The organism is Rheinheimera sp. (genome assembly GCF_965283995.1).
GTDB lineage: Bacteria > Pseudomonadota > Gammaproteobacteria > Enterobacterales > Alteromonadaceae > Pararheinheimera.
Genome location: NZ_CBDIQG010000001.1, coordinates 1458094 through 1478548, shown reverse-complemented (window position 1 = coordinate 1478548; position 20455 = coordinate 1458094). Strand labels below are relative to the sequence as shown.

Here is a 20455-nt window from a genome sequence, read left to right as displayed (position 1 = left end):
TTATTCAATGACTGATCACACAATAAATATGGTAGCCGCGACTGCAGTGGCGGCACCACTGACGCTGTCAGTGGTCACGCCGGTGTACAACCGTCAGGATGTGATGCACACATCGCTGCGTAGCAGCCTGCAACTGGTGCAGTCTGGAATCGCGACAGAGTTAGTGGTGGTTGATGACGGTTCCACTGATCATTCGGTACTGGAAATCGAAACGCAATATGCTGATTTCATCAGTTCTGGTCAGTTAAAGCTGATCACTTTGCAGAAAAATGGTGGTGTTAGTGCGGCAAAAAATGCTGGTGCGGCGGCGGCTTCAGGCGACTGGATCATTTTTATGGATTCCGATGATTGGTTTGTTGCCGGCGCTGTACAGCAGATGCTGATGCAGATCCGTCAGCATCAGGATTGTGCAGTGTTGTTTTTCCGATGTCAGGACCAGCTAAAAGCTGAGCTGATCGGCCGCCCGATGACCGCACAGCTGTTGACGATCCGACAAATGATCAATAACGGCACGCCTGGTGAATGCCTGCCGGTTGTGAAGCGAAGTTCAATTTTGCGCCATCCTTACCCGGCTGAGTTACGCGGCAGTGAAGGCCTCAGTTACCTTGCCATGCTCAACAGCGGCCAGACTATTTTCCTGTCTGAGCTGATTGTCAGAGAGTATCAGGACAGCGCGGAAAATCGGCTCAGTTCTCCAACTGGTTTGCGTAAACGCTCGCCTTATCTGGTTCGGCACAATCTGCGATTATTGCGCTACTGGAAATTTGCGACTGTGGCGACCCTAGCGGGGTGGTGTCTACGGATTGGATATTACAGTTTCTGGAGTCTTCAGCAATTCCTGCAACGGCATCTGGTGCGATGAACAGCTATCGACAAACAGCTCCACTGACCGTCAGCCTGATCTCTTTATTGATGCTGGTGGTTGTGGTGATTCAGACGATATTTTTTTATCTGGATCTGTCAGCAAACCTCGGTAATCTTGGGCTGAGTGACCTTGGCATTTACCAGATACAGTTCAATAACATGATCAAGTTCGGTGCTGTGACCCACAATACTGACTTTGGCTTCTATTACCTGATGTACTTCTTTACCCAATGGCTGAATTTTGAGCTGTTTGTCACGGCATGTTTCTTTTTGTTTTATGCATCGTTGATAAAAACTTTTTACTCGTTGTGTGATGTGAAGTGGTTAGTATTTATAGTTTTTTTACTGCTGTTTTTTTATCCGATGTACCAATCTCTCAGTTCGCTTGTTTTGCGACAGGGGCTGGGTTTTGCATTCTTATTTGTCTCTGCGTTCTTTTTTCGTTCGCATCTGTTTGTACTGTCAGCGGCAAAAGTGGCATTGGCTTCACTATTTCACCTGTCCATGCTGTTTTATGTTCCGGTGTTGCTGATCAATCGATTTATTTCCAGCCTGAAGCTGCTGGTCCTGTTCTGGTGTATCACCGTGGTGTTGTATGTCTGCAACATCCCGCTAGCTTTTGTTAATTTCCTGCCTGCAGATCTGGCTGGGGCAGTCCGTGCTTTCAGTATGGTTGAAGATAACTATGTAACTGGTTTTAAGCCGTTATTTCTGATTTTGTCGGTAGTGCCTTTCCTGTTTCTGCTGCTTCGCCCCTATTATTACTACGTCTGCAAGAACCAGATGATGTTTGAAATGTTGAAAATTTTCTTTGTAGCCAATTCTGCTGGTCTGTTGTTCAGCGGCTTCCCCTATTATGATCGGGTGATGTTGTTTTCGTGGGTTCTGGTGCCATTGGTCATGATGAATTTTGTGAGCTTTTTGTTTCCCCGGCAGACATTACCCGCCGAGGTGTATCGATGAAAGTTGTTCATATTATTACTTGTCTGGATGTTGGCGGTGCGGAGACGATGCTGACGCGGTTATTGCTTGCAGCTCCGGAGCCTGGCAAAGATCAAGTTGTCATTTCTCTTAAAGATATCGGTCCTCTCGGGCAACAGTTGCAGCAGCAAGGGGTGGATGTCTATGCCATGCAGATGTCTGCAGGCGGCGCCGGGATCATGGCGCTGTTTCGTTTGATGCGTTTATTGCGCCACTTGCAACCTGATCTGGTACAGACCTGGATGTATCATGCTGATTTGTTGGGTGGACTCGCAGCAAAGCTGGCAGGGTGCCAGCATATCGTTTGGGGGATCCGCGGCACTTACACACCGATAGGCCGGCCATGGACACACCGGATCATGCAGTTGTGCGCCCGGTTGTCAGATTATATTCCCAGCAAAATACTCTGCGTGGCAGAATCAGCACGTCATAGCCATATCGCCTATGGTTATGAGCCAGGTCGTATGCATGTCATTGGCAACGGTCTGGACTTAACGGCTTTTGATCAGGCGACGAGCCATCCGGTTGATCTGCGTCAGCTGGCAGGCTGGTCTGCCGGACATGTACTGATCGGCTGCGTTGGCCGTTTTCACCCCGATAAAGGTCAGGATCTGTTCATTCAGGCTGCCGCAGCATTATTGCAGCGGCATTCGACTGTCAGATTTGTTATGATTGGGCGCGACTGCGAGACAAAAAATCTACAGTTAGTTACTCAGATCAAGTCATTAGGTTTAGCGGATCATCTGTTGTTGCTCGGCGAACGTGCCGACATTCCGGCCTGTCTGGCTGGGCTCGATCTGTTTTGTCTGCCATCCAGAACTGAAGGTTTTCCAAATGTGTTGGCCGAAGCGATGGCGGCAGGCGTACCTGCAATCGCGACGAATGTGGGTGATGTCAGCCGTCTGGTGGAAGATACAGTTTTGGTGGTTGAACCGGCCGATATTGCTGCGCTGGTTGCAGGTATGGATCGACTGATCTGCGAGACCGCCGAGCAAAAACAGCAGACAGCGCTTTGCGCGCGTTTGCGGATAGAGAGATATTGCTCTATCCAGGCGGTCAGACATCAATATGAACAATTTTATCAAGCGTTGTTGGAGTCCTGACCTTTGTGTGGATTTGCCGGTTTTTTCTCTCGTCAGCAGTGGCCGCATTCATCTGAAACCATCCTGCAGCAGATGACCGATGCGATAGCGCACAGAGGTCCTGATGATGCGGGGCTTTGGTGGCAACCAGCGTCTGGTGTCGGGTTGGCACACCGCCGTCTTGCTATCGTGGATCTGTCGGCCGCCGGACATCAGCCGATGCTATCTCCAAGCGGTCGTTATGTACTGGTCTACAACGGAGAGGTCTATAACCATCTCCGGCTTCGCGCCGCATTGGCAGAAGAAGGCTTCCACTATCAATGGCGTGGACATTCCGACACTGAAACTTTGCTGGCTGGTTTTGAAAGCTGGGGTGTCAAAGCGACATTACAGCGTTGCATTGGCATGTTTGCTTTGGTGCTGTTCGACCAGGAACTGCAGCAGCTGTATCTGGCTCGGGATCGGATGGGGGAGAAGCCACTTTATTTTGGCTGGCAGCAAGGCACATTACTATTTGCCTCAGAGCTAAAAGCGCTGGAACAGCATCCTGCCTTTTTGCACCAGTTGGATCGGGCGGCATTAGTCCTGTATTTTCGCCATAACTATATACCCGCGCCGCATTCGGTTTATCAGGGCATAGCCAAGCTGGCGCCAGCGACTTTGTGGGTGCTGGACTTAGCATCGGGTCATAGTAGCTCTGAATTATACTGGGATCTTGCTACGCTGCACCGTCAGCCGAAGCAGGCAATAAGTGCTGAGCAAAGTGTTGAGGCGCTTGATCTTTTAATGCGCGACGCTATCAGTTTGCAAATGGTGGCCGATGTGCCGCTAGGCGCATTTTTATCCGGCGGTGTCGATTCCAGTACTATCGTCGCGTTGATGCAGGCGCAATCCTCGCGGCAGGTTAAAACCTTCTCAATCGGCTTTGATGATCCGGCCTATAACGAAGCGCAGTTTGCGGCCCAGGTTGCTGCACATTTGGGGACCGATCATACCGAATGGTATATGGGAGGTCAGGATGCGCTGGCAGCAGTACCGAAGATGTCGCAGGTTTACGATGAACCTTTTGCCGATTCCTCACAGTTACCGACTGCACTGGTTACTGCGTTAGCCCGCCAACAAGTTACTGTTGTTCTGTCCGGTGATGCCGGAGATGAGCTATTTAATGGTTATGAGCGCTACCAAATTGCCACTCGATTACATCAGCGGCTGGCGCCGATTCCCGCAGGTTTACGTAAGCTCGCCGGCCGATCACTGGCGGCGTTGCCAACCGCTTTAACCGCCGGCGCTTTTTCCTTATTGACGCCGCTGCTACCAGCGTCATTGCAGCGACCTGAAACGGTTGACAAAATTTACCGAATGGCCGAACTGCTGCAACAGCCTGAGTTGCAGCAGCAATATGTACAGTTGATTTCTCACCATGCCACGCCGGAAAAATTGCTGGCCAATGGGCAGGTGATGACATCAGCACTGCTCAGCCGGGAAATGTGGTTGCCCGGTTCGGCCGGACAGAGCCACCTGGCTTATCTGGATTTGTGCAGTTATTTGCCAGACGATATTCTGGTCAAAGTGGACCGTGCTGCGATGGCCGTGTCGCTGGAAGGCCGTATTCCTCTATTAGATCATCGGGTGGTGGAATTTGCCGCGACATTGCCTGATCAATATAAAACTCAGCAGGGCCAAAGCAAATGGTGCTTGCGTCAGGTGCTGTACCGTTATGTTCCGGCCAACCTGATCGAACGGCCAAAACGTGGTTTTGCCGTGCCGATGGCCAGTTGGCTTAGAGGCCCATTGCGGGACTGGGCAGAATCACTGCTGGCGGAAGCCTATTTGACCGAACAGGGCGTGCTCAATCCTCAGGTGATCAGAGCTATGTGGTCGCAGCATCTGAGCGGACAACGCAATCATGCTTCGACGTTGTGGAATGTTCTGATGTTACAAGCCTGGCTGGCGGACAGACCCGGAGTAAAATATTGATGCCGATTGAATCAGTTCAGACAACCGGCTGCGGCGAACCTTTGCATATTTGTTATGTGATTACACGGTCTGATGTGATGGGCGGTGCCAGTGTGCATTTACTGGATCTGGCCGCCGGCATGCAGCAGCAGGGACACCGGGTGACGATTCTGGTTGGCGGCGATGGTCTGGTCAATCAGCGTGCACAGGCGATGGGGCTCAACATTATTGCGTTAAAATATTTGGTCAGGCCAATCAGTCTGTTCAAAGACGTTGCCTGTTGGTCTGAACTGCGTAGCTGGTTCCGGCGCCTGCAACCCGATTTGATCCATCTGCATTCTTCCAAAGCGGGTCTGGTTGGCCGGTTTGCCGCTGTTGGCTTGAATATTCCGGTAATCTTTACTGCACATGGCTGGGCCTTTACGGAAGGGGTTGGGCTGGCTGTGAGTTTGTTGTATCGGATTCTTGAACGATTGGTTGCTCCTTTGACCTCGCAAATTATTACCGTGTCGGAATATGACCGGCAGCGAGCCTTATCTTTGGGGGTCGGTACTGCACAATTATTGCGGACCATTCATAACGGTATTCCGGAATTGCCGGCAGTTGCTGTGTCCGTGCATGAACCCCGGCGGATGGTGATGGTCGCTCGCTTCGAGCAGCCTAAAGACCACATGTTACTGTTGGATGCAGTCAGCCGGCTGAGCGGTGACTGGCAGTTGCAGTGCATCGGTGATGGCCCGTTATTCGCCGCTGCGGAACAAAAAGCCCGTGCTGCAGGTTTGTTGGAGCGGGTAGAATTTGCCGGTGCGCGCAATGATGTATCCGAACAATTGGCCAGAGCCAGTATTTTTGTATTGCTGTCGCGTTGGGAAGGTTTGCCTTTGACTATTCTGGAAGCGATGCGGGCCGGACTTGCCGTAGTTGCATCTGATGTTGGTGGTGTGAAAGAGGCTGTTCAGAATAGCGTGACGGGAATATTGGTAAAAAACCGGCCAGAAGACGTCAGTCATGCCTTACAGCGTTTGTTAGATGAGCCGCAACTGGTCAGTCAATTTGGTCAGGCGGGCCGGCAAAAATTTGAGCAGGACTTTACCTTCCAAAGAATGCTGCAGCAAACGAATGATGTCTATCAGCGGCTGCATCTTGACGCTACAGCGGGGGGACGCCGATGAAAATTCTGCTGACCGGTGCCAATGGTTTTATTGGTCGTCACTTAGTCCCGTTACTCCAATCGCAAGGCCATCAGCTGGTATTGCCGGTGCGTCACCCGGGCCTGAAGATTGCTGGGACGGCTACGCAGTACCTGAACGATTTTAGCGATGACAATCAGTGGGCTATTTTGCTGCAAGGTGTGGATGTAATGATCCATCTGGCGGGACGTGCCCATGTGATGAAAGAAGATCGTGGCGACCCGGCTACATTATTTCAGCAAGCCAATGTCGACTTCCCCTTGCGACTGGCCAAAATTGCGGTGTCCTGTCAGGTAAAAAGACTGGTATTTGTCAGTTCTATTGGTGTGATGGGGCCTGCCAGAACAACGCCTTTTAGCTGCCAGGATCAACCGGCTCCTGTTGAACTTTATGCCAGGTCAAAATGGCAAGCAGAGCAAGCACTGACCGCTTTAAGTCAACAATACGGCCTGGAGCTGGTGATCGTGCGCCCCCCTCTGGTCTATGGACCCAATGCCCCTGGTAACTTTGGGCGATTATTGCGCCTAGCGAAGCTGCCGTTGCCATTGCCGCTGGGGGCTGTGCATAACCAGCGCAGTTTTGTCAGTGTACAGAATCTGGCCGACTTTCTTGGTCGCTGTGCCGTGCATTTGAACGCGGCAGGTCAGACATTTTTGGTCTGTGACGGCCAGGATATCTCGACAACTCAATTGCTGCTCACAGTGCGGCGTTTGCTTGGCCGACCGGCCTGGCTGCTGCCTGTCCCGGTTCGTTGGCTGCGCTGGTGCTGCCAGTATTTAGGCGCGACTGCAATACAACAAAAATTATTAGACTCATTGCAAATTGAGCAACGCCATACGACTGAACTTTTGCAGTGGCAACCACCGCTCACTGTGATGGAAGGGCTGGCTCAAGCCGTCAGCTCTGAGGCCAGTGTTCCGGTAGCTGAGGACAGACATTGACTGAATTCTTCTTTCTAGTGATGGTGTTTGCCATTGCTTTTGTACTGACTGCTTTATTGCGTAGCTATGCGCTCAAACGGAACGTACTGGACATTCCAAATGCCCGCAGTTCTCATCAGGTGCCGACCCCCCGGGGCGGCGGCGTTGCGATTGTACTCAGTGTGTTAGCTGCATTACCTGTTGCTGTCAGCTATTTTGGCATGGATGGGCTGTGGGCACTGAAAATTGCTATCGCGACGTTAATTATTGCGGCTGTCGGTTTTGCAGATGATCATCAACACATCGCTGCGCGCTGGCGGCTCGTCTGGCATTTCAGCGCAGCGGCTCTGGTTGTCTGGGCTGTGGGCGGATTACCACCGCTGCAATATTTTGGTACCGCTGCGGACCTCGGTTGGTTGGGCCATTTTGCCGCCGTGGTGGCTGTTGTGTGGATGATTAATCTGACTAACTTCATGGATGGGATTGACGGCCTTGCGGCATCCCAGACTATTTTTGTGTGTGTCGGCCTGGCCTTGCTGAGCTCATTGGTGCAGCCGACAGCTGATCTTTGGTTGGCCCTGCTGGTGCTTTGTGCCAGTGCTGGATTTTTGTGCTGGAACTTTCCACCAGCCAGGATCTTTATGGGCGATGCCGGCAGTGGTTTTTTAGGCCTGATCCTTGCTGCGATTATGCTGCATGCGACACAGGCAGCTCCTCAATTATTCTGGAGCGGGGTGATTCTGTACGGTTATTTTATTGTCGATGCAACGTACACGCTGATACGCCGACTGCTGAACGGTAAGAAATTATATGAAGCACATCGCTCTCACGCTTATCAGATTGCCAGCAGGCGATGGTCCAGTCATAAGAAAGTCACATTGTCCGTCCAGTTGCTGAATCTGTGCTGGTTGTTACCGCTGGCTGCTCTGGTTGCATATCGCCAGTTGGATGGTCTGGTCGCAGTGCTGCTGGCGTATGTACCGCTTGGTGTTATTGTTTCGAAGTTTGATGCAGGCTCCGAAGTATAAACCGTAACTGAAGAGCAACATCAGTCTATCGAACGGCTGCGTCGGCCAATAAATCTGTGGTATTGTGCGCAGCCATGAAAGTCTGTACGCGGTCTTCAGACAACAACAGCAGTTAACGGGATTGGCCGATGCAACGAATATAAATACCAGTTGTACCGCTCTATGCAGTAACAGGCAATGGTAATTGAATAAGGGCATATTCTCTGAGTCAGAGGTTCGGACGTTGCGTCAATACGTGAAGGCGGTCGGTGCTCAGAGTACAGGTCATAATGATTAGAAACGAAAATATTAAAATTTGCCATATTATCACCAGCCTTGGCGTCGGTGGCGCTGAGTACATGCTCAAACGCCTGCTGAATCAACAATCATCGTCTAAAGAACTGATCACTATTGTTTCGTTGATGGAACTTGGCAAGATCGGTCAGCAGCTGCGTGAGATGGGGTATGCCGTGCATACCTTGGAAATGAAGAGTGCTTTTGGTTTTTTCCGGGTGTTGTTTCGTCTGGTGGCCTTATTGCGTCAAGTGCGGCCTGATATTGTACAAACCTGGATGTATCATGCCGACTTATTAGGTGGTCTGGCGGGCTATATTGCGGGCTATCGGCAGATTATCTGGAGTATTCATTGCACAAGGGTTCCTGCCGGTCGTCCGATGACCGCGGTGGTGATGAAAATTTGTGCATGGCTGTCATCGTGGGTACCGGCAAAAATTCTCTGTGTGGCGGATGCAGCCCGTGTTAACCATATCCGCTATGGCTACGATGCCACCCGTATGTGTGTGGTGCCCAATGGTTTTGATGTGCCAAACGTTACTAAAATGGATACGACGTCACGGCGCTTACTGACCGGGTCGAAGTTCGACAACAAGTTAATTGTTGGTTGTGTTGGGCGTTTTCATATTGATAAAGGCCAGGATCATCTGTTACGCGCCGCAGTCGAAGTGATCGAGAAACGGCCTGACATAGTTTTTGTATTGGCCGGTAATCAGGTAGACGATAGTAATGTTTTCCTGACACAGCTCATTACAGAGTTAGGTTTGCAGCAACATGTGGTGATGCTTGGCGAGCGGGACGATATCCCATCGTTGCTTCCTGAATTTGATATTTATTGTATGCCTTCCCGTACTGAAGCTTTTCCGGTAGCGCTTGGCGAGGCGATGTTGGCCGGATTACCTTGTGTTGCTACCCGTGTTGGCGATTGGAATGTGCTTGGTGGTGATCTGGTGCATTTCGTCGATGCCGGCGATGAGGCTGGACTCGCGAATGCTTTGCTGAGTATGGCTGAATTGGCACCGGAGCAGTGTCAGCAAATTGGTGTCGCAGGTCGCCACCGCGTCAGTGAGTTGTTTTCGATTGCCAGTATCAGTCAGCAGTATCTTGCGCTGTATGAGGAAGTACTGGGCAGCCGGCCACGGAGTTGTTGTTGAGCGCTGTCGTTTTGGAATTATCCAATTGCCAATTAGCCATCATAGCCTGGATTAGACGCGCATCGTCCGCGCCAGCGCAGAGGACTATGCCGTGCCGTTGGTAACAATCTATATTCCGACCAGAAATCGCCCGGAGCTGCTCGAGCGTGCAGTACGTAGTTGCCTGTTACAAACGATTGGTGATTTTGAGCTGATTATTGTGGATGACGGTTCCTCACCGGAATTTCAGCCACAATTGCAAGCCATTGCAACGCTTGATAGCAGGATCCGGCTGTTCCAGTTGCCGGAGTCGCAAGGCGCTTGTGTGGCCCGTAATCTGGCGATAGCGCAGGCGCAGGGCGATTATATTACCGGTCTGGATGACGATGACGAGTTTCTGCCGCAACGGCTGGCGAATTTGTTACAAGCCATCGCCAGCCATCCACAAGCGTCGTTTATCAGTACAGCCTATCAGATCAAGTCGCGGCGGGGGCGTTTACTAAGCAGCAATGCAGGTGCCAGAACCGTTACGCTTAATGATCTGCTTTTTTCTAATATTGCTGGCAATCAGGTGTTCACCAGAACCCTCAATCTGCGTGAAATTGGTGGCTTTGATCCGCAGCTGACGGCTTGTCAGGACTATGATACCTGGATTCGTCTGGCGCAGCGTTTTGGTAGTGGTTACCGGATTGCCGGTGCCAGTTATCTGATTCGGCTTGATCACGAGTTGCCGCGGATCTCAAATGATCATCGGCGGCGGCAAGGCTACCTATATCTTTATGAAAAACATCAGCATTTGATGAATGAAAGCCAGAAAGCTAGTCAGCAGTTTTTCCGGTTGTTGTATACCGAAAAACCAGGATTGGTTGAAATATTACGCTTTGTTCCCAGACAGAAGATATTCGTCGCTCTGAAGGTATATCTGCTGCGAAAAATTGGTTACGATATTTGAATCTTTTCAGGCCCCTGCGGTCTTTGAAATTAGCAATTTGAGGTGCATTGAATGAAATTGAAACGTAGTCTGGGTTTTACTTTAATCGAGTTGTTGATCGTATTGGTGATCCTTGGTTTGCTGGCATCGCTGGTAGCCCCAAAGATGTTCTCAAAAGTGGATTCATCCAAAATAAAAACTGCAGAGACACAATTAAAATTACTGGAAACGGCGCTTGATACCTATCGGCTTGATGTAGGAAAACACCCGGCCAGTCTTGATGAATTGATTAAAAGTGCTGCGAAAAACTGGGACGGTCCATATTTACCGAAAGAGGTTCCCCTTGATCCTTGGGGAAATCCTTATGTTTATGTAGTTCCAGGTCCTGATGGCAAAGCGTTTGATTTACGTTCGTATGGTAAAGACGGTAAATCGGGTGGTGAAGGGGACGACGCGGATTTAGTGCTCTGATGTCACTCTTAGAATCTGTATTGAGCCGGGACTTCAACGTCTCAACGGCAGATCTGGATAAAGCCAGATCCTTTCAAGCAAAATATCATGGCACACTTGAAGGCATTCTGGTGAGTATGGGGAGCCTTTCCTCCGAAATGCTACCTGCAGTATATTCACGCGTTCTCGGCTTGCCGGTTCTGCAGGAGCACGATGTTTCGGATTGGCTGCCGTCACCGGAATGGGGAGAGCAATTTCAGCTTAATGCGCTGCTAGTTTGCGGTTGGGTGCCGTTTAATGTATCTGACGACCATGTTGTGTTTGCGACAACCAACCCTCTTGCTAAAGATGCGCTCGAAATCCTATCAGATTTGAAGAACGACTTTACCGTTGTCGTTTGTTCAACCGAGCATTTCAACCAGCTGAAGTTGAAAGTTGAACAGCTATCTGTGCCGGAAGGCGTTTCTGGATTAACTTCCGTTGAAGAGGCTCGCCTGCGCGAGCTGGCTTCTGAGGCGCCTACTGTTAATTTGTTAAACGCATTGGTGAATCGTGCGATTCGCATGCGTGCTTCTGACATGCATGTTGAGCCATCAGCGCTTGGCGCAAGAATTCGATTCAGAATTGACGGCGTGCTGCAGGAAGTTGAATCTATCCCACAGCGGTTGGTGCTGCCACTAGTTACACGATTAAAGATCTTGAGCGAGATGGACATTGCGGAGCGTCGTCGTCCGCAGGATGGCAAAATAGAAATGCGCGTTGCTGGTTCTGATCTTGATATACGTGTCTCGGCATTACCACTTAACGACGGAGAAAGCGTCGTCATGCGGTTTCTGCGCAAAGATGCAATTCAATACGACATGGCTGCGCTTGGTATTTCTGAAGATGTTCAACAGCAGATTCTGCAAGATATTCAGACAACTTCCGGAGTCATTTTACTAACGGGCCCAACTGGCTCTGGTAAGACAACTAGTCTCTATACATTTTTACATCGCCTGAATCAGCCAGGCGTCAAAATTATTACCCTGGAAGACCCCGTAGAGTATCAGCTGCCAGGAATAAATCAGGTTCAGGTGCAATCTGATATCGGTTTCGATTTTGCGGCAGGTCTTCGCAGTATTGTCCGTCAGGATCCTGACATCATCATGTTAGGGGAGATCAGGGATAAGGAAACAGCCCGTATTGCAATGCAATCTGCACTAACCGGGCACTTAGTTTTCTCTACAGTGCATACTAATGATGCAGCCAGTGCCTATACCCGGCTCCTAGATTTGGGCGTTGAAGAGTTTTTGCTCAATGCTGCTTTAGTGTCAATAGTGGCCCAACGTCTGGTCCGTCATTTGTGTTTACATTGTGCTGAGCCAATGGCTGAGGAAATGCAAAATGAAATACGGCAACGATATGAACTGCAAGGCATCGCTGACCGCTTTAACGGCAGTCGTTTACAGCTAAAAAATGCAAAAGGCTGTGAGCATTGCAACGGAACCGGTTATCGGGGGCGAATTGCGATCATTGAGTATCTGCGTTGTGATGAAGCGATTCGACAGCTACCAAAAAACGAAAATTTCCTGTCTGAAGCAAAACAGTTGAACCAGGCCCGGGGCGGCAGAGATTTGCTACAGGATGGTCTTTTAAAGGTTATTCTGGGTCAGACCACTATTGAAGAAGTGTTGAGGGTTGCTGGCTGATGGCTATGTATAGTTATCGCGGATTCGATAGTTCTGGTGCCAGTGTTTCCGGGGAACTCGACGCATCCAGTCTTGAAGACGCCCGGGCGCAGCTACTTCGTCAAGCGGTGATGATTTCGTCTCTGAAAGAAGTAAAACCAGCCGACAAGTCTTTTGGAATAGGTCAGGGTCATGTTTCGCTGGCGGATATCGAGTTTCTTACATCCGAATTGTCGGTGTTGTTGGATGCAGGTTTAAAGATTGATAGAGGGATTGATTTACTAAAAAGTTCAAGTAAAAAACCACAACTTGCGGTGATGCTGGATAAAATTGGCAACTCATTGCGTGGAGGCCAGCAGTTGTCGCAAGCACTGCAAGCCTTTCCCGATGTATTTGACCCACTCTATATCAACCTGATAGCGATAGGTGAAGCGACCGGCAAACTACCTGCCGTTTTTCGCGAGCTTAGTAAAGACCTCGCATTTCGTCGGGATTTACAGCAAAAGGTCTCTCAAGCGCTCACTTATCCAATGGTTATACTTGTTGTCTGCTTAGTTTCTATCGGCTTTATTTTTAATTATGTTGTTCCCAATATGAAAAGCCTTTTTGCCGGCCAACAGGATTTGCCAGTTTATACAGCGATGTTATTGGGTTTATCTGATTGGTTGGCGCAATATCAGTGGTGGCTGGCTGGTGGTGTCAGTTTCGCCGGTTTCGCTGGTTGGTCGTTGCGTAAACAACCTCTGATGCAAAATGCCGGAAATTATTTACGATTGAATTTACCTGTACTGCGCTCTGCCACTATTTTGGTAGAGCGGATTCGCTTTAATAGTGGTCTTGCCATGATGCTTAATGCTGGTGTAGCTCTGGATCGGGCTTTGGAGTTGTCATGTGGCAATATACGCCATCCGCACATCCGGCAAGAGATCAATATTGCATTGGGTAAAGTGAAGAGAGGCGAGCAACTCAGCCAAGTTCTGCGTCAAACCCGACTTTTTCCACAATTTTTGGTTTCCCTATTAAAAGTGGGTGAGGAAAGTGGCCAATTAGCGCGTATTTTCGCAGAAATTGCGCAACGCAGTCAGCGGGAATTTTCATCCTGGGTTACGCGCGTAACCGCATTACTGGAACCCCTCCTGATAATCGTGATGGGCGGAATCGTCGGCGGTGTGGTGGTGGTGATGATGATGAGTATTACGTCGGTAACGGATGTAGGATTCTGATGTCTCGCCCCTCTGGTTTTACTCTAGTTGAAATACTCATCGTGCTTGGCTTAATGGGTTTAGTACTGACGTTGGTCGGCCCGATGTTACAGCATCAGGTAGAAAGAGCTGATGCATCAGCGGAGTACATTGAAGCAAGACAGTACATCAATAACAGCGGTAAGGTTGCCTTTTTACAAAATCAGCGCGTGGTGTTGTATTTCGACGGTAAAACGTTGAATCGTCAGATTGCTGGCCGTGATGAGCGAATTGAATACAATCACCTGTTTTTTCCAAAACAGCAGTTAGTTTTTAATCCTCACGGGTATACGGATTCAGAGAGTGTGACCGTTGTTGCCGGTCGACGCCATTTAGAGATTGCGGTAACTGGACAGGGTGATAAGTGAGTTTATCTAAGCCGCGAGGATTCACTCTGCTTGAAGTGTTGGTTGCAGCAACCATTATGTTTACTGTGTTGAGTTTGTCTGCTTTGGCTGTCAAAACTTATCGCGCAAGCAGTGCCAAAGCCGAAAGACGTATCCATTTATTAAGCTACATAAATCTTGTTACGCCGCAGATCCAGACGAAATTAAAGCAATCTTCAGATGACTCTGTGGCCACTGGGACAGGGCAATTCGGTGATTTGAGTTATCAATGGCAGGCTGAAGTAATTGCACACAAAGCTGCACCACGCCAAATGAACCCTGATACCGGTCAGTTTGAAATAACTCCGCAACGATTCAAATTATATCAGGTACAACTACAGTTGACGTCGCAGGGACTCACTATCGAGAAAAGCTACACCGAGGTGGTCTGGTAATGCTTCCGCGCCATCGTGGTTTTACATTGGTTGAGTTACTACTTGCAGTTTCAATCATGCTAACTGTCCTGGTGATGGCGGGGACTGCCTATCAGTTATATACCCGGGTCTGGACAAAAGATTTATCGAAAATCGAACAAACATTTTCTGAGTTCAGGCATATGTCACTTTTTGTGAATGCTTGTCACGCTGTCATTCCGTTGTCCGTGCGAAAAAGCGCTACTGAAGTGAATCGTTGGGGTTTCTATTTCTTGGGGCGGGAAGAGGGCTTTACCGCAATCACGTCGTCCCCTATTTTTAGTACGGGTTATCCAGCGGTCATTCGGGTTTTTCGTGAAAACAAGGAAGATGGTGGACAACGTTTGGTCTACGAGGAAGCAAGCATGCGGGGTATGGTGCTTAATTACGCTGATCAACCACTGAATTTTAGTTTTCGTCAGATCATTTTAGAAACGACAGACGCCATTAACTTTAGTTATTTTGGTTGGGAAAGCCTTGATACCAAGATGAATTCGTCGTCAGAATTCGCGAACCCCGGCGAGCAAGCTGCCCAGCGTTGGTTCACTGAATACGATGGCATTGTTCGTGGTTTTCAACCCGACATAATCAAAATTGAAATGGGCAATAATGAGTTTCTGTTGCAACTGCCAAACCGAACTGCGCTTGGTTTAAAACGCACAGACCCGGATGAAAGTATATGAATCAGATGGCACCCAATGGAATTGCACTGATTCAGGTACTTATTTTGAGTGCGGTTTTGTCTGTAGTTATGCTGTCGATGAATTTTCAGGTGCGGGAACATTTGAAAATGGCGCAGGCGGCTGAAGAATACACTGACGCCTCACTTCAGCTCCGCTCAGCAGAATCTGAAGTGATGTTTCAATTGTTGACTGAAGAGTGGCAGAAACTACCTGAGCTATCAGCCAGCAAAGGTATCGCGTGGAATTTTCATGGCAGAGATTTTCAACTTGGCACAGTGTCTGTAAATGTGCAGGATACATCGGGGTTGATGAACGTTTCAGCCATCGACCGTAAAGTATTAGAGCGGCTACTGAATAACAAAGCTGGCGCTGATGCATTGGTCGCAGTGTTAAAAGACTGGCAAGATCCTGATAACAGACCGTCGGATCAAGGCGCGGAACAGGATAGCTATCCCCCAACGATTCAGGTCCGCAATTCAGGTATTCAGTTCATCGAAGAACTGCAGTTGATTCAAGGAATGACACCTGAACTTTATAATCAATTAATACCTCTGACTTCATTTTTCACACGCGGTATTAATGTCAATCAACAACCTGATGCTCTATGGCGACTGCAATATCCGGCTACGCAATTTGAAGAATTAGTCAGACAAAGAGAGCAATTGCAATTGTCCAGTAGTGGTATGGAACGAGTAATGGGGCGAGCTATCGATGAGTTCAGTCGTTTTGGTGTGGGGCCAGTGTTTAGAATACGCTTCACAGCCCATGACTCCGATGTTAAGCTCTCGCGGGAAATAACGGTCCGTATCGCCCCTGTTCAGCCAGTACCTGTCGAATTATTTGAGTTGCGGCACCAAACGCCGCTGGTGGAAACTTCTCAATGACCTTGTTGAATCAAAACGACTTAAAGCCCGCAGTCGCTGCACTAAATTGGCTGTTTCAGCATAAAGTCGGCTACTTGTCTAACACCTTACATAGGTTTGTTTTTAGCAATGGGACTCTAGTTCTCCGTGAAGAACCTAAACAGCAAGGTGGCTTACCAATTGTTATCGTTGCGCGTCATCGTTATCAGGAATTTGTAAAATCCTACCCGATAACCTCTTTGAAAGAGCTTCATGCGGTCTTAGGGCAGGAATACGCCGACAAAACACTGGTGAAGCATGTCATTAGTGCAGCAGATGGCAATCAGCGTCGAGTTTGTACTTATGTTTTTTCAAAAGATATCGCTGAGACATTGGCATCGGCAGTTATGGTTCTGCCTGAATCACTATTGCTTTGGCTCGGCTCATCGACCCCAGCTATTTATCATGTGAAGACAGAACTGCCGTTCTTTCTCGCGACATCTTCTGATTTGCCTTTGTCGCAACGACTCAATCCGGTATTGCAAAATGCCGACACTTTTAAACTTTCTCAAGGGTTGCCAAGTGAGACGCCGGTCCAGGATATTGCCGCTGACCAATTACCTTCAGCGTTATATTCAGGCTTCAAACGCTCGGTTTTCTCATCCACCCTTCATCTGTTCTGGAAGTTACCCCGCGCTCGCTGGAGCGCAACGCAACTGAAGTTAGCGGGTATCGGTGCGGTCACTGCGCTGATTGTTTATTTTGGTGCTGGGTCATTGTATCTGCAGTTTTCGGTCAGTCGACATGAACAAGCCATTGCTGAACTTGGCAGTGAAGTCAATTCGCTATTGGACAGACAAAGCCGTTATGAGAAACAAGTCGAGGATTTTAATCAATACCAGGCCATGAGGCAGGAAAAACAGTTTACGGCGCATTTATGGCTGTTGCTGTCCACTCTTAACAATCAGGATTCAACCCTGGAATTAAATAGTGTGAACAGTGAGGAGCAATTTCTGGTTCTTCGTGGCAAAACCAGCAGAGCGACCGCTTTACTGGCCTTAGTGCAAGCCAATCCTCTGGTGGTTTATAGTGAGTTTTCAGCCCCTGTTTTGCGTGAAGGTGATAAGGAATCTTTTGTGATTCGACTTCAGTTAAATCAGCAAGCCAAAGTGCAGGGGGCTGATTCTGATGCAAAATAAAAATCTAATCTGGTTGCTTGTGTTTTTGTTGGCTTTGCGGTTTGTTGTCGTGCCATGGTTGGAATGGCAAGATGAACAGTTCCTCAGGCTACAGACTTTAGCGAAGCGTTTAGATCGGTCAGAAGCTTTGTTAACTGCGAAGGAACAGGTGATATCGCAGGCTGCCCAGGCTGACGCAGTGGCAGATGAATTGATGCAAGGTTTGGCAGTTGTCCCGGCAGCGGCTGATTATAAAATCAGTTTTCAGCAGCAATTACAGCAGCAATTAGAAAGCGCGCAGGTCCAACTGTTGTTGTTTGAATGGAACAGTGACCGCTCTTTGAACGTCTTTGACCTGCAGCGTGGACGGATAAACTTACGTCTAAAAGGAATGTACCCGAATCTATTAAAGGTACACGCACAATTGGAACAAGGTTTTCCGGGTATTCAGATCCGTGAATTACGTGCTGGCTGGTCTGATGCGCTCAGAGCATCCAGCGAGATAGAATTGCAATTGGTTGTCGACTTGGATTATCGGGTAGCACCATGATAAAAAAACTAGCATTTTTGTCCCGTAAAGAGTTTTTGTGGCCGGTACTGATGGTTACCTTGTTGTGCGTTGCCGATTTTTGCAGCAGATTGATGATTTGGTCGGACGCAACCAATCGCGATCTGGTCAGAGCGCCACTTGCGCTGACAGTCATGACTCCACCGTATCAACAAATTCAATTTGACGAGTTGGCGGCGACCTTGCAGCAACCGCTTTCTGCTGTGGAACCTGTAGAAGCCAGACAAAGTAAAGACAACCAGACTCGTCAGTTTGGCGATGTGAAATTAAAATTGCTCGCCATTTATCAGGAGCGGGGATTTGTGGCCGCTGTCCGTGTGGTACGATCCGAGCAAAGTAAAGCCGAGTTATTGCGCGTGAAGCAAGGTGAGCAAATCGATGAATTGACCATCAGTAACATCGAGTCTCATCAGATCTCCATCGAATTTGCCGGTGAAACCACCACCATTCAATTATTCAAGCCTGGATCGCGTCAGGACTGAGCATCAGGTGTACTATGAAAAAAGCTATGAAACGACCTATGAATAAAGAATTTCCCTCCCGTTTGTTGCCGCTGCTTGTCGCGACAGGATTATTAAATGCTTGTGCAAGCCCGGAACGCGTCTTTGACGTAGAAGCCGCGCGGATCGCCAACGGCGAGGCCTATAAATCAACGGTTTCTGATGACGTGGACCCTCAGCGCACCAGTGACAGAGCCAAGGGCTTTCAGTCATTAACGCCGCTGTCTCAAGGGACCGGTGCGCGACTTCCAGCAGATTCAGCCGCTGCGGCCCTAAGCCAATCAGATGCACTGAACTTTGCTGCAGACAATATGCCTTTGCCTGAATTCATTCACTCGGTATTTGGTGAATTGTTGAAACTGAACTACGTCATGGCTGAAGAGATCAGTACCAGTGAACTTCCGGTGACTTTAAACCTGCAACGCAGTGTGTCTAGTCGCGAATTGTACCAGCTGTCGGCACAAATCCTCGATTCAAAAGAGATGTCTATTACCACTCAGGATGGGATTTATTTTATTGGGCCGAAAAAAGTCGAGGGCAAAGGCGGGCAAACGATCGGCATCGGCCGCCGGCCTGCCGATGTGCCACAGGTGGTTGGCCCTGTAATGCAAATCGTGCCGATCAAATATGGTATTAACATCAGTCTGGAGCGAACGCTAAACGATTTGATTAATGCCAGAGTAGTCCCTGACTTTGAAAAAATGTGTTGTTTATCACCGCTGAACGTTCGGAAATTTTGCGTGCACTCGATTTAATTTCGTTGTTGGACTTACCACCGAGCCGAAGCCAACATGTTGGCATCCTTCGTCTGACGTATACCAACCCGGAACAGTTCATTGGGAAAATCTCAAAGCTGTTAAAAGCGGAGGGGATCCCGGTCGATGCCGGTGATAACGGTAAGACCAACCTGGTGTTGGTACCGCTTGAACAAATTGGTGCTGTTGCGGTATTTGGCAGTGACCAGCTGTATCTCGACCGGGTGAACTATTGGGCGTCACAGTTGGACCAGCCAAGTGAAGGTGCTGAGAAAAGGTATTATGTGTTTCATCCACGGTTTGCCCGAGCGGCGGATCTAGGTAACTCTATTAGTGCATTAATTGGTGGCTCGGCGGCACCAGCAGCAAACCGGCAGGGCAATCAAAATAGGGATACTGCCAGTGCTTTTGGCAATAATCAGCAGCGCCAGCAGCAAAATAACCAGCCACAACAGCAGAATCAGAATATTGCAACGACCGGAAGTGCGGTCTCTGTGCGCACTGATGCGATGACCATGACGGTCGACGACCGCTCCAATACGATTATTTTTTACACCTCTGGTATCCAGTACCAAACTCTATTGCCGATGATTCGGCGGCTGGATGTGATGCCAAAACAAATCCTGTTGGAAGCGACCATCGCGGAGGTCACGTTAACGGACGATCTTGCGATGGGTGTGGAGTTCGCGATTAAAAATGGCAAGTTCAGCACCGGAACCAAGGATGCTTTTGGCGTCAGCAAGTTTGGCGGACTGGGGTTATCATACATCGACGGTGCGGAATCGCTGCTGGTGCAGCTAAAACAGTCCAATTCCAACGTGAATGTCCTCTCCAGCCCCAGTATTGTTGTGCGTGATGGGGTGACTGCAACGATGTCTGTGGGCACCGATGTGCCGGTGGTGAGCGGTACAACGATTAACCCAGGCACTGAAACCGAAAGTCAAAGTGTGGAATACCGTAAAACGGGTGTGGAGCTATCTGTGACACCCACGATCAATGCGCAAGGTCTGGTTGTCCTGCAAATCAATCAGAGTATCTCGAATACAGAAGAGGGCTCAACACTGGCCGGCAGCCCGATTATCTCAGCCCGCGCGGTAACAACCGAGGTTTTAGCACAAAGCGGTCAGACTGTGATGCTGGCGGGAATGATGTCTGAAAGCAAAAATCGGGTGAATACCAAGGTACCGTTACTCGGTGATTTACCACTGTTGGGCAATCTGTTTCAGGGTGAAAAAGACAGTACCCGTAAAACCGAATTAATTTTACTCATCACCCCTAAAGTGATTGACCAACCGGAGCAATGGCAGCAAATCCGCCTTAAACTGGACAATGGTCTGAAATATCTGAAACTGCACGACTAATTTTTAAGCGCATAAAAGGACTTATGCCAAAAAATCTGAAATTTTTGCGTTGA

At 49.0% G+C, this 20455-nt stretch carries 21 protein-coding genes; all 21 read left to right on the top strand.

Features of this window, described 5'->3' with window-relative positions; genetic code table 11:
- Positions 1-7: 7 nt before the first annotated feature.
- The 21 genes from ACQ66Q_RS06750 (at position 8) to ACQ66Q_RS06650 (ending at position 20402) form a co-directional block, all read left to right on the top strand.
- Positions 8-862 carry a glycosyltransferase family 2 protein gene (locus ACQ66Q_RS06750; RefSeq protein ID WP_430456091.1) on the top strand — a complete coding sequence of 285 codons (855 nt, stop codon included), beginning with the start codon at positions 8-10 and terminating at the stop codon, positions 860-862.
- Positions 859-1827, top strand: a complete 969-nt coding sequence (locus ACQ66Q_RS06745; RefSeq protein ID WP_430456090.1) for an EpsG family protein — start codon at positions 859-861, stop codon at positions 1825-1827. The genes ACQ66Q_RS06750 and ACQ66Q_RS06745 overlap by 4 nt, the downstream gene beginning before the upstream one ends.
- Complete coding sequence (locus ACQ66Q_RS06740; protein WP_430456089.1) at positions 1824-2948, top strand: glycosyltransferase; 1125 nt, start codon at positions 1824-1826, stop codon at positions 2946-2948. The genes ACQ66Q_RS06745 and ACQ66Q_RS06740 overlap by 4 nt, the downstream gene beginning before the upstream one ends.
- Before the next feature lie 3 nt (positions 2949-2951).
- Complete coding sequence (gene asnB / locus ACQ66Q_RS06735; RefSeq protein ID WP_430456088.1) at positions 2952-4904, top strand: asparagine synthase (glutamine-hydrolyzing); 1953 nt, start codon at positions 2952-2954, stop codon at positions 4902-4904.
- Positions 4904-6055 (top strand): glycosyltransferase family 4 protein, encoded by a 1152-nt coding sequence (locus ACQ66Q_RS06730; RefSeq protein WP_430456087.1) that lies wholly within the window; start codon positions 4904-4906, stop codon positions 6053-6055. Before asnB ends, ACQ66Q_RS06730 begins: the two co-directional genes overlap by 1 nt.
- A complete protein-coding gene (locus ACQ66Q_RS06725; RefSeq protein ID WP_430456086.1) occupies positions 6052-7014 on the top strand; it encodes an NAD-dependent epimerase/dehydratase family protein in 963 nt (320 codons plus the stop codon). Before ACQ66Q_RS06730 ends, ACQ66Q_RS06725 begins: the two co-directional genes overlap by 4 nt.
- Complete coding sequence (locus tag ACQ66Q_RS06720; protein WP_430456085.1) at positions 7011-8021, top strand: MraY family glycosyltransferase; 1011 nt, start codon at positions 7011-7013, stop codon at positions 8019-8021. The genes ACQ66Q_RS06725 and ACQ66Q_RS06720 overlap by 4 nt, the downstream gene beginning before the upstream one ends.
- A gap of 269 nt (positions 8022-8290) precedes the next feature.
- Positions 8291-9448, top strand: coding sequence for a glycosyltransferase family 4 protein (locus tag ACQ66Q_RS06715; RefSeq protein ID WP_430456084.1), 1158 nt, complete (start codon positions 8291-8293; stop codon positions 9446-9448).
- Positions 9449-9539: 91 nt separating this feature from the next.
- Positions 9540-10379, top strand: a complete 840-nt coding sequence (locus ACQ66Q_RS06710) for a glycosyltransferase (protein ID WP_430456083.1) — start codon at positions 9540-9542, stop codon at positions 10377-10379.
- A 51-nt stretch (positions 10380-10430) separates the two neighbouring features.
- Positions 10431-10829 (top strand): type II secretion system major pseudopilin GspG, encoded by a 399-nt coding sequence (gene gspG, locus ACQ66Q_RS06705; protein WP_430456082.1) that lies wholly within the window; start codon positions 10431-10433, stop codon positions 10827-10829.
- On the top strand, positions 10829-12496 hold the full coding sequence (locus tag ACQ66Q_RS06700; protein ID WP_430456081.1) for a GspE/PulE family protein: 1668 nt from the start codon (positions 10829-10831) through the stop codon (positions 12494-12496). Before gspG ends, ACQ66Q_RS06700 begins: the two co-directional genes overlap by 1 nt.
- Positions 12496-13698 carry a type II secretion system F family protein gene (locus tag ACQ66Q_RS06695; RefSeq protein WP_430456080.1) on the top strand — a complete coding sequence of 401 codons (1203 nt, stop codon included), beginning with the start codon at positions 12496-12498 and terminating at the stop codon, positions 13696-13698. The genes ACQ66Q_RS06700 and ACQ66Q_RS06695 overlap by 1 nt, the downstream gene beginning before the upstream one ends.
- On the top strand, positions 13698-14084 hold the full coding sequence (locus ACQ66Q_RS06690; RefSeq protein ID WP_430456079.1) for a type II secretion system protein: 387 nt from the start codon (positions 13698-13700) through the stop codon (positions 14082-14084). Before ACQ66Q_RS06695 ends, ACQ66Q_RS06690 begins: the two co-directional genes overlap by 1 nt.
- On the top strand, positions 14081-14497 hold the full coding sequence (locus tag ACQ66Q_RS06685; protein ID WP_430456078.1) for a type IV pilus modification PilV family protein: 417 nt from the start codon (positions 14081-14083) through the stop codon (positions 14495-14497). Before ACQ66Q_RS06690 ends, ACQ66Q_RS06685 begins: the two co-directional genes overlap by 4 nt.
- On the top strand, positions 14497-15198 hold the full coding sequence (locus tag ACQ66Q_RS06680) for a type II secretion system protein (RefSeq protein ID WP_430456077.1): 702 nt from the start codon (positions 14497-14499) through the stop codon (positions 15196-15198). The genes ACQ66Q_RS06685 and ACQ66Q_RS06680 overlap by 1 nt, the downstream gene beginning before the upstream one ends.
- Positions 15195-16082 (top strand): general secretion pathway protein GspK, encoded by an 888-nt coding sequence (locus ACQ66Q_RS06675; protein ID WP_430456076.1) that lies wholly within the window; start codon positions 15195-15197, stop codon positions 16080-16082. Before ACQ66Q_RS06680 ends, ACQ66Q_RS06675 begins: the two co-directional genes overlap by 4 nt.
- Positions 16079-17239: a hypothetical protein gene (locus tag ACQ66Q_RS06670; protein ID WP_430456075.1), complete on the top strand. Its 1161-nt coding sequence runs from the start codon at positions 16079-16081 to the stop codon at positions 17237-17239. Before ACQ66Q_RS06675 ends, ACQ66Q_RS06670 begins: the two co-directional genes overlap by 4 nt.
- Positions 17229-17768 (top strand): hypothetical protein, encoded by a 540-nt coding sequence (locus tag ACQ66Q_RS06665; RefSeq protein ID WP_430456074.1) that lies wholly within the window; start codon positions 17229-17231, stop codon positions 17766-17768. The genes ACQ66Q_RS06670 and ACQ66Q_RS06665 overlap by 11 nt, the downstream gene beginning before the upstream one ends.
- Complete coding sequence (locus tag ACQ66Q_RS06660) at positions 17765-18268, top strand: hypothetical protein (protein WP_430456073.1); 504 nt, start codon at positions 17765-17767, stop codon at positions 18266-18268. The genes ACQ66Q_RS06665 and ACQ66Q_RS06660 overlap by 4 nt, the downstream gene beginning before the upstream one ends.
- 38 nt (positions 18269-18306) lie before the next feature.
- The gene (locus ACQ66Q_RS06655) at positions 18307-19041 is read left to right on the top strand and encodes a hypothetical protein (protein WP_430456072.1); all 735 of its coding nucleotides are present in this window, start codon (positions 18307-18309) and stop codon (positions 19039-19041) included.
- The gene (locus ACQ66Q_RS06650) at positions 19023-20402 is read left to right on the top strand and encodes a type II secretion system protein GspD (protein WP_430456071.1); all 1380 of its coding nucleotides are present in this window, start codon (positions 19023-19025) and stop codon (positions 20400-20402) included. Before ACQ66Q_RS06655 ends, ACQ66Q_RS06650 begins: the two co-directional genes overlap by 19 nt.
- Positions 20403-20455: the final 53 nt, after the last annotated feature.

Bases quoted from the DNA above. Each gene is read 5' to 3' on its own strand.
- ACQ66Q_RS06730 (WP_430456087.1), top strand. From the start codon at position 4,904: ATGCCGATTGAATCAGTTCAGACAACCGGCTGCGGCGAACCTTTGCAT.
- ACQ66Q_RS06745 (WP_430456090.1), top strand. From the start codon at position 859: ATGAACAGCTATCGACAAACAGCTCCACTGACCGTCAGCCTGATCTCT.
- ACQ66Q_RS06715 (WP_430456084.1), top strand. From the start codon at position 8,291: ATGATTAGAAACGAAAATATTAAAATTTGCCATATTATCACCAGCCTT.
- ACQ66Q_RS06695 (WP_430456080.1), top strand. From the start codon at position 12,496: ATGGCTATGTATAGTTATCGCGGATTCGATAGTTCTGGTGCCAGTGTT.
- ACQ66Q_RS06750 (WP_430456091.1), top strand. From the start codon at position 8: ATGACTGATCACACAATAAATATGGTAGCCGCGACTGCAGTGGCGGCA.
- ACQ66Q_RS06680 (WP_430456077.1), top strand. From the start codon at position 14,497: ATGCTTCCGCGCCATCGTGGTTTTACATTGGTTGAGTTACTACTTGCA.
- ACQ66Q_RS06725 (WP_430456086.1), top strand. From the start codon at position 6,052: ATGAAAATTCTGCTGACCGGTGCCAATGGTTTTATTGGTCGTCACTTA.
- gspG (WP_430456082.1), top strand. From the start codon at position 10,431: ATGAAATTGAAACGTAGTCTGGGTTTTACTTTAATCGAGTTGTTGATC.
- ACQ66Q_RS06740 (WP_430456089.1), top strand. From the start codon at position 1,824: ATGAAAGTTGTTCATATTATTACTTGTCTGGATGTTGGCGGTGCGGAG.
- ACQ66Q_RS06660 (WP_430456073.1), top strand. From the start codon at position 17,765: ATGATAAAAAAACTAGCATTTTTGTCCCGTAAAGAGTTTTTGTGGCCG.
- ACQ66Q_RS06665 (WP_430456074.1), top strand. From the start codon at position 17,229: ATGCAAAATAAAAATCTAATCTGGTTGCTTGTGTTTTTGTTGGCTTTG.
- ACQ66Q_RS06675 (WP_430456076.1), top strand. From the start codon at position 15,195: ATGAATCAGATGGCACCCAATGGAATTGCACTGATTCAGGTACTTATT.
- ACQ66Q_RS06690 (WP_430456079.1), top strand. From the start codon at position 13,698: ATGTCTCGCCCCTCTGGTTTTACTCTAGTTGAAATACTCATCGTGCTT.
- ACQ66Q_RS06700 (WP_430456081.1), top strand. From the start codon at position 10,829: ATGTCACTCTTAGAATCTGTATTGAGCCGGGACTTCAACGTCTCAACG.
- ACQ66Q_RS06670 (WP_430456075.1), top strand. From the start codon at position 16,079: ATGACCTTGTTGAATCAAAACGACTTAAAGCCCGCAGTCGCTGCACTA.
- ACQ66Q_RS06655 (WP_430456072.1), top strand. From the start codon at position 18,307: ATGAATAAAGAATTTCCCTCCCGTTTGTTGCCGCTGCTTGTCGCGACA.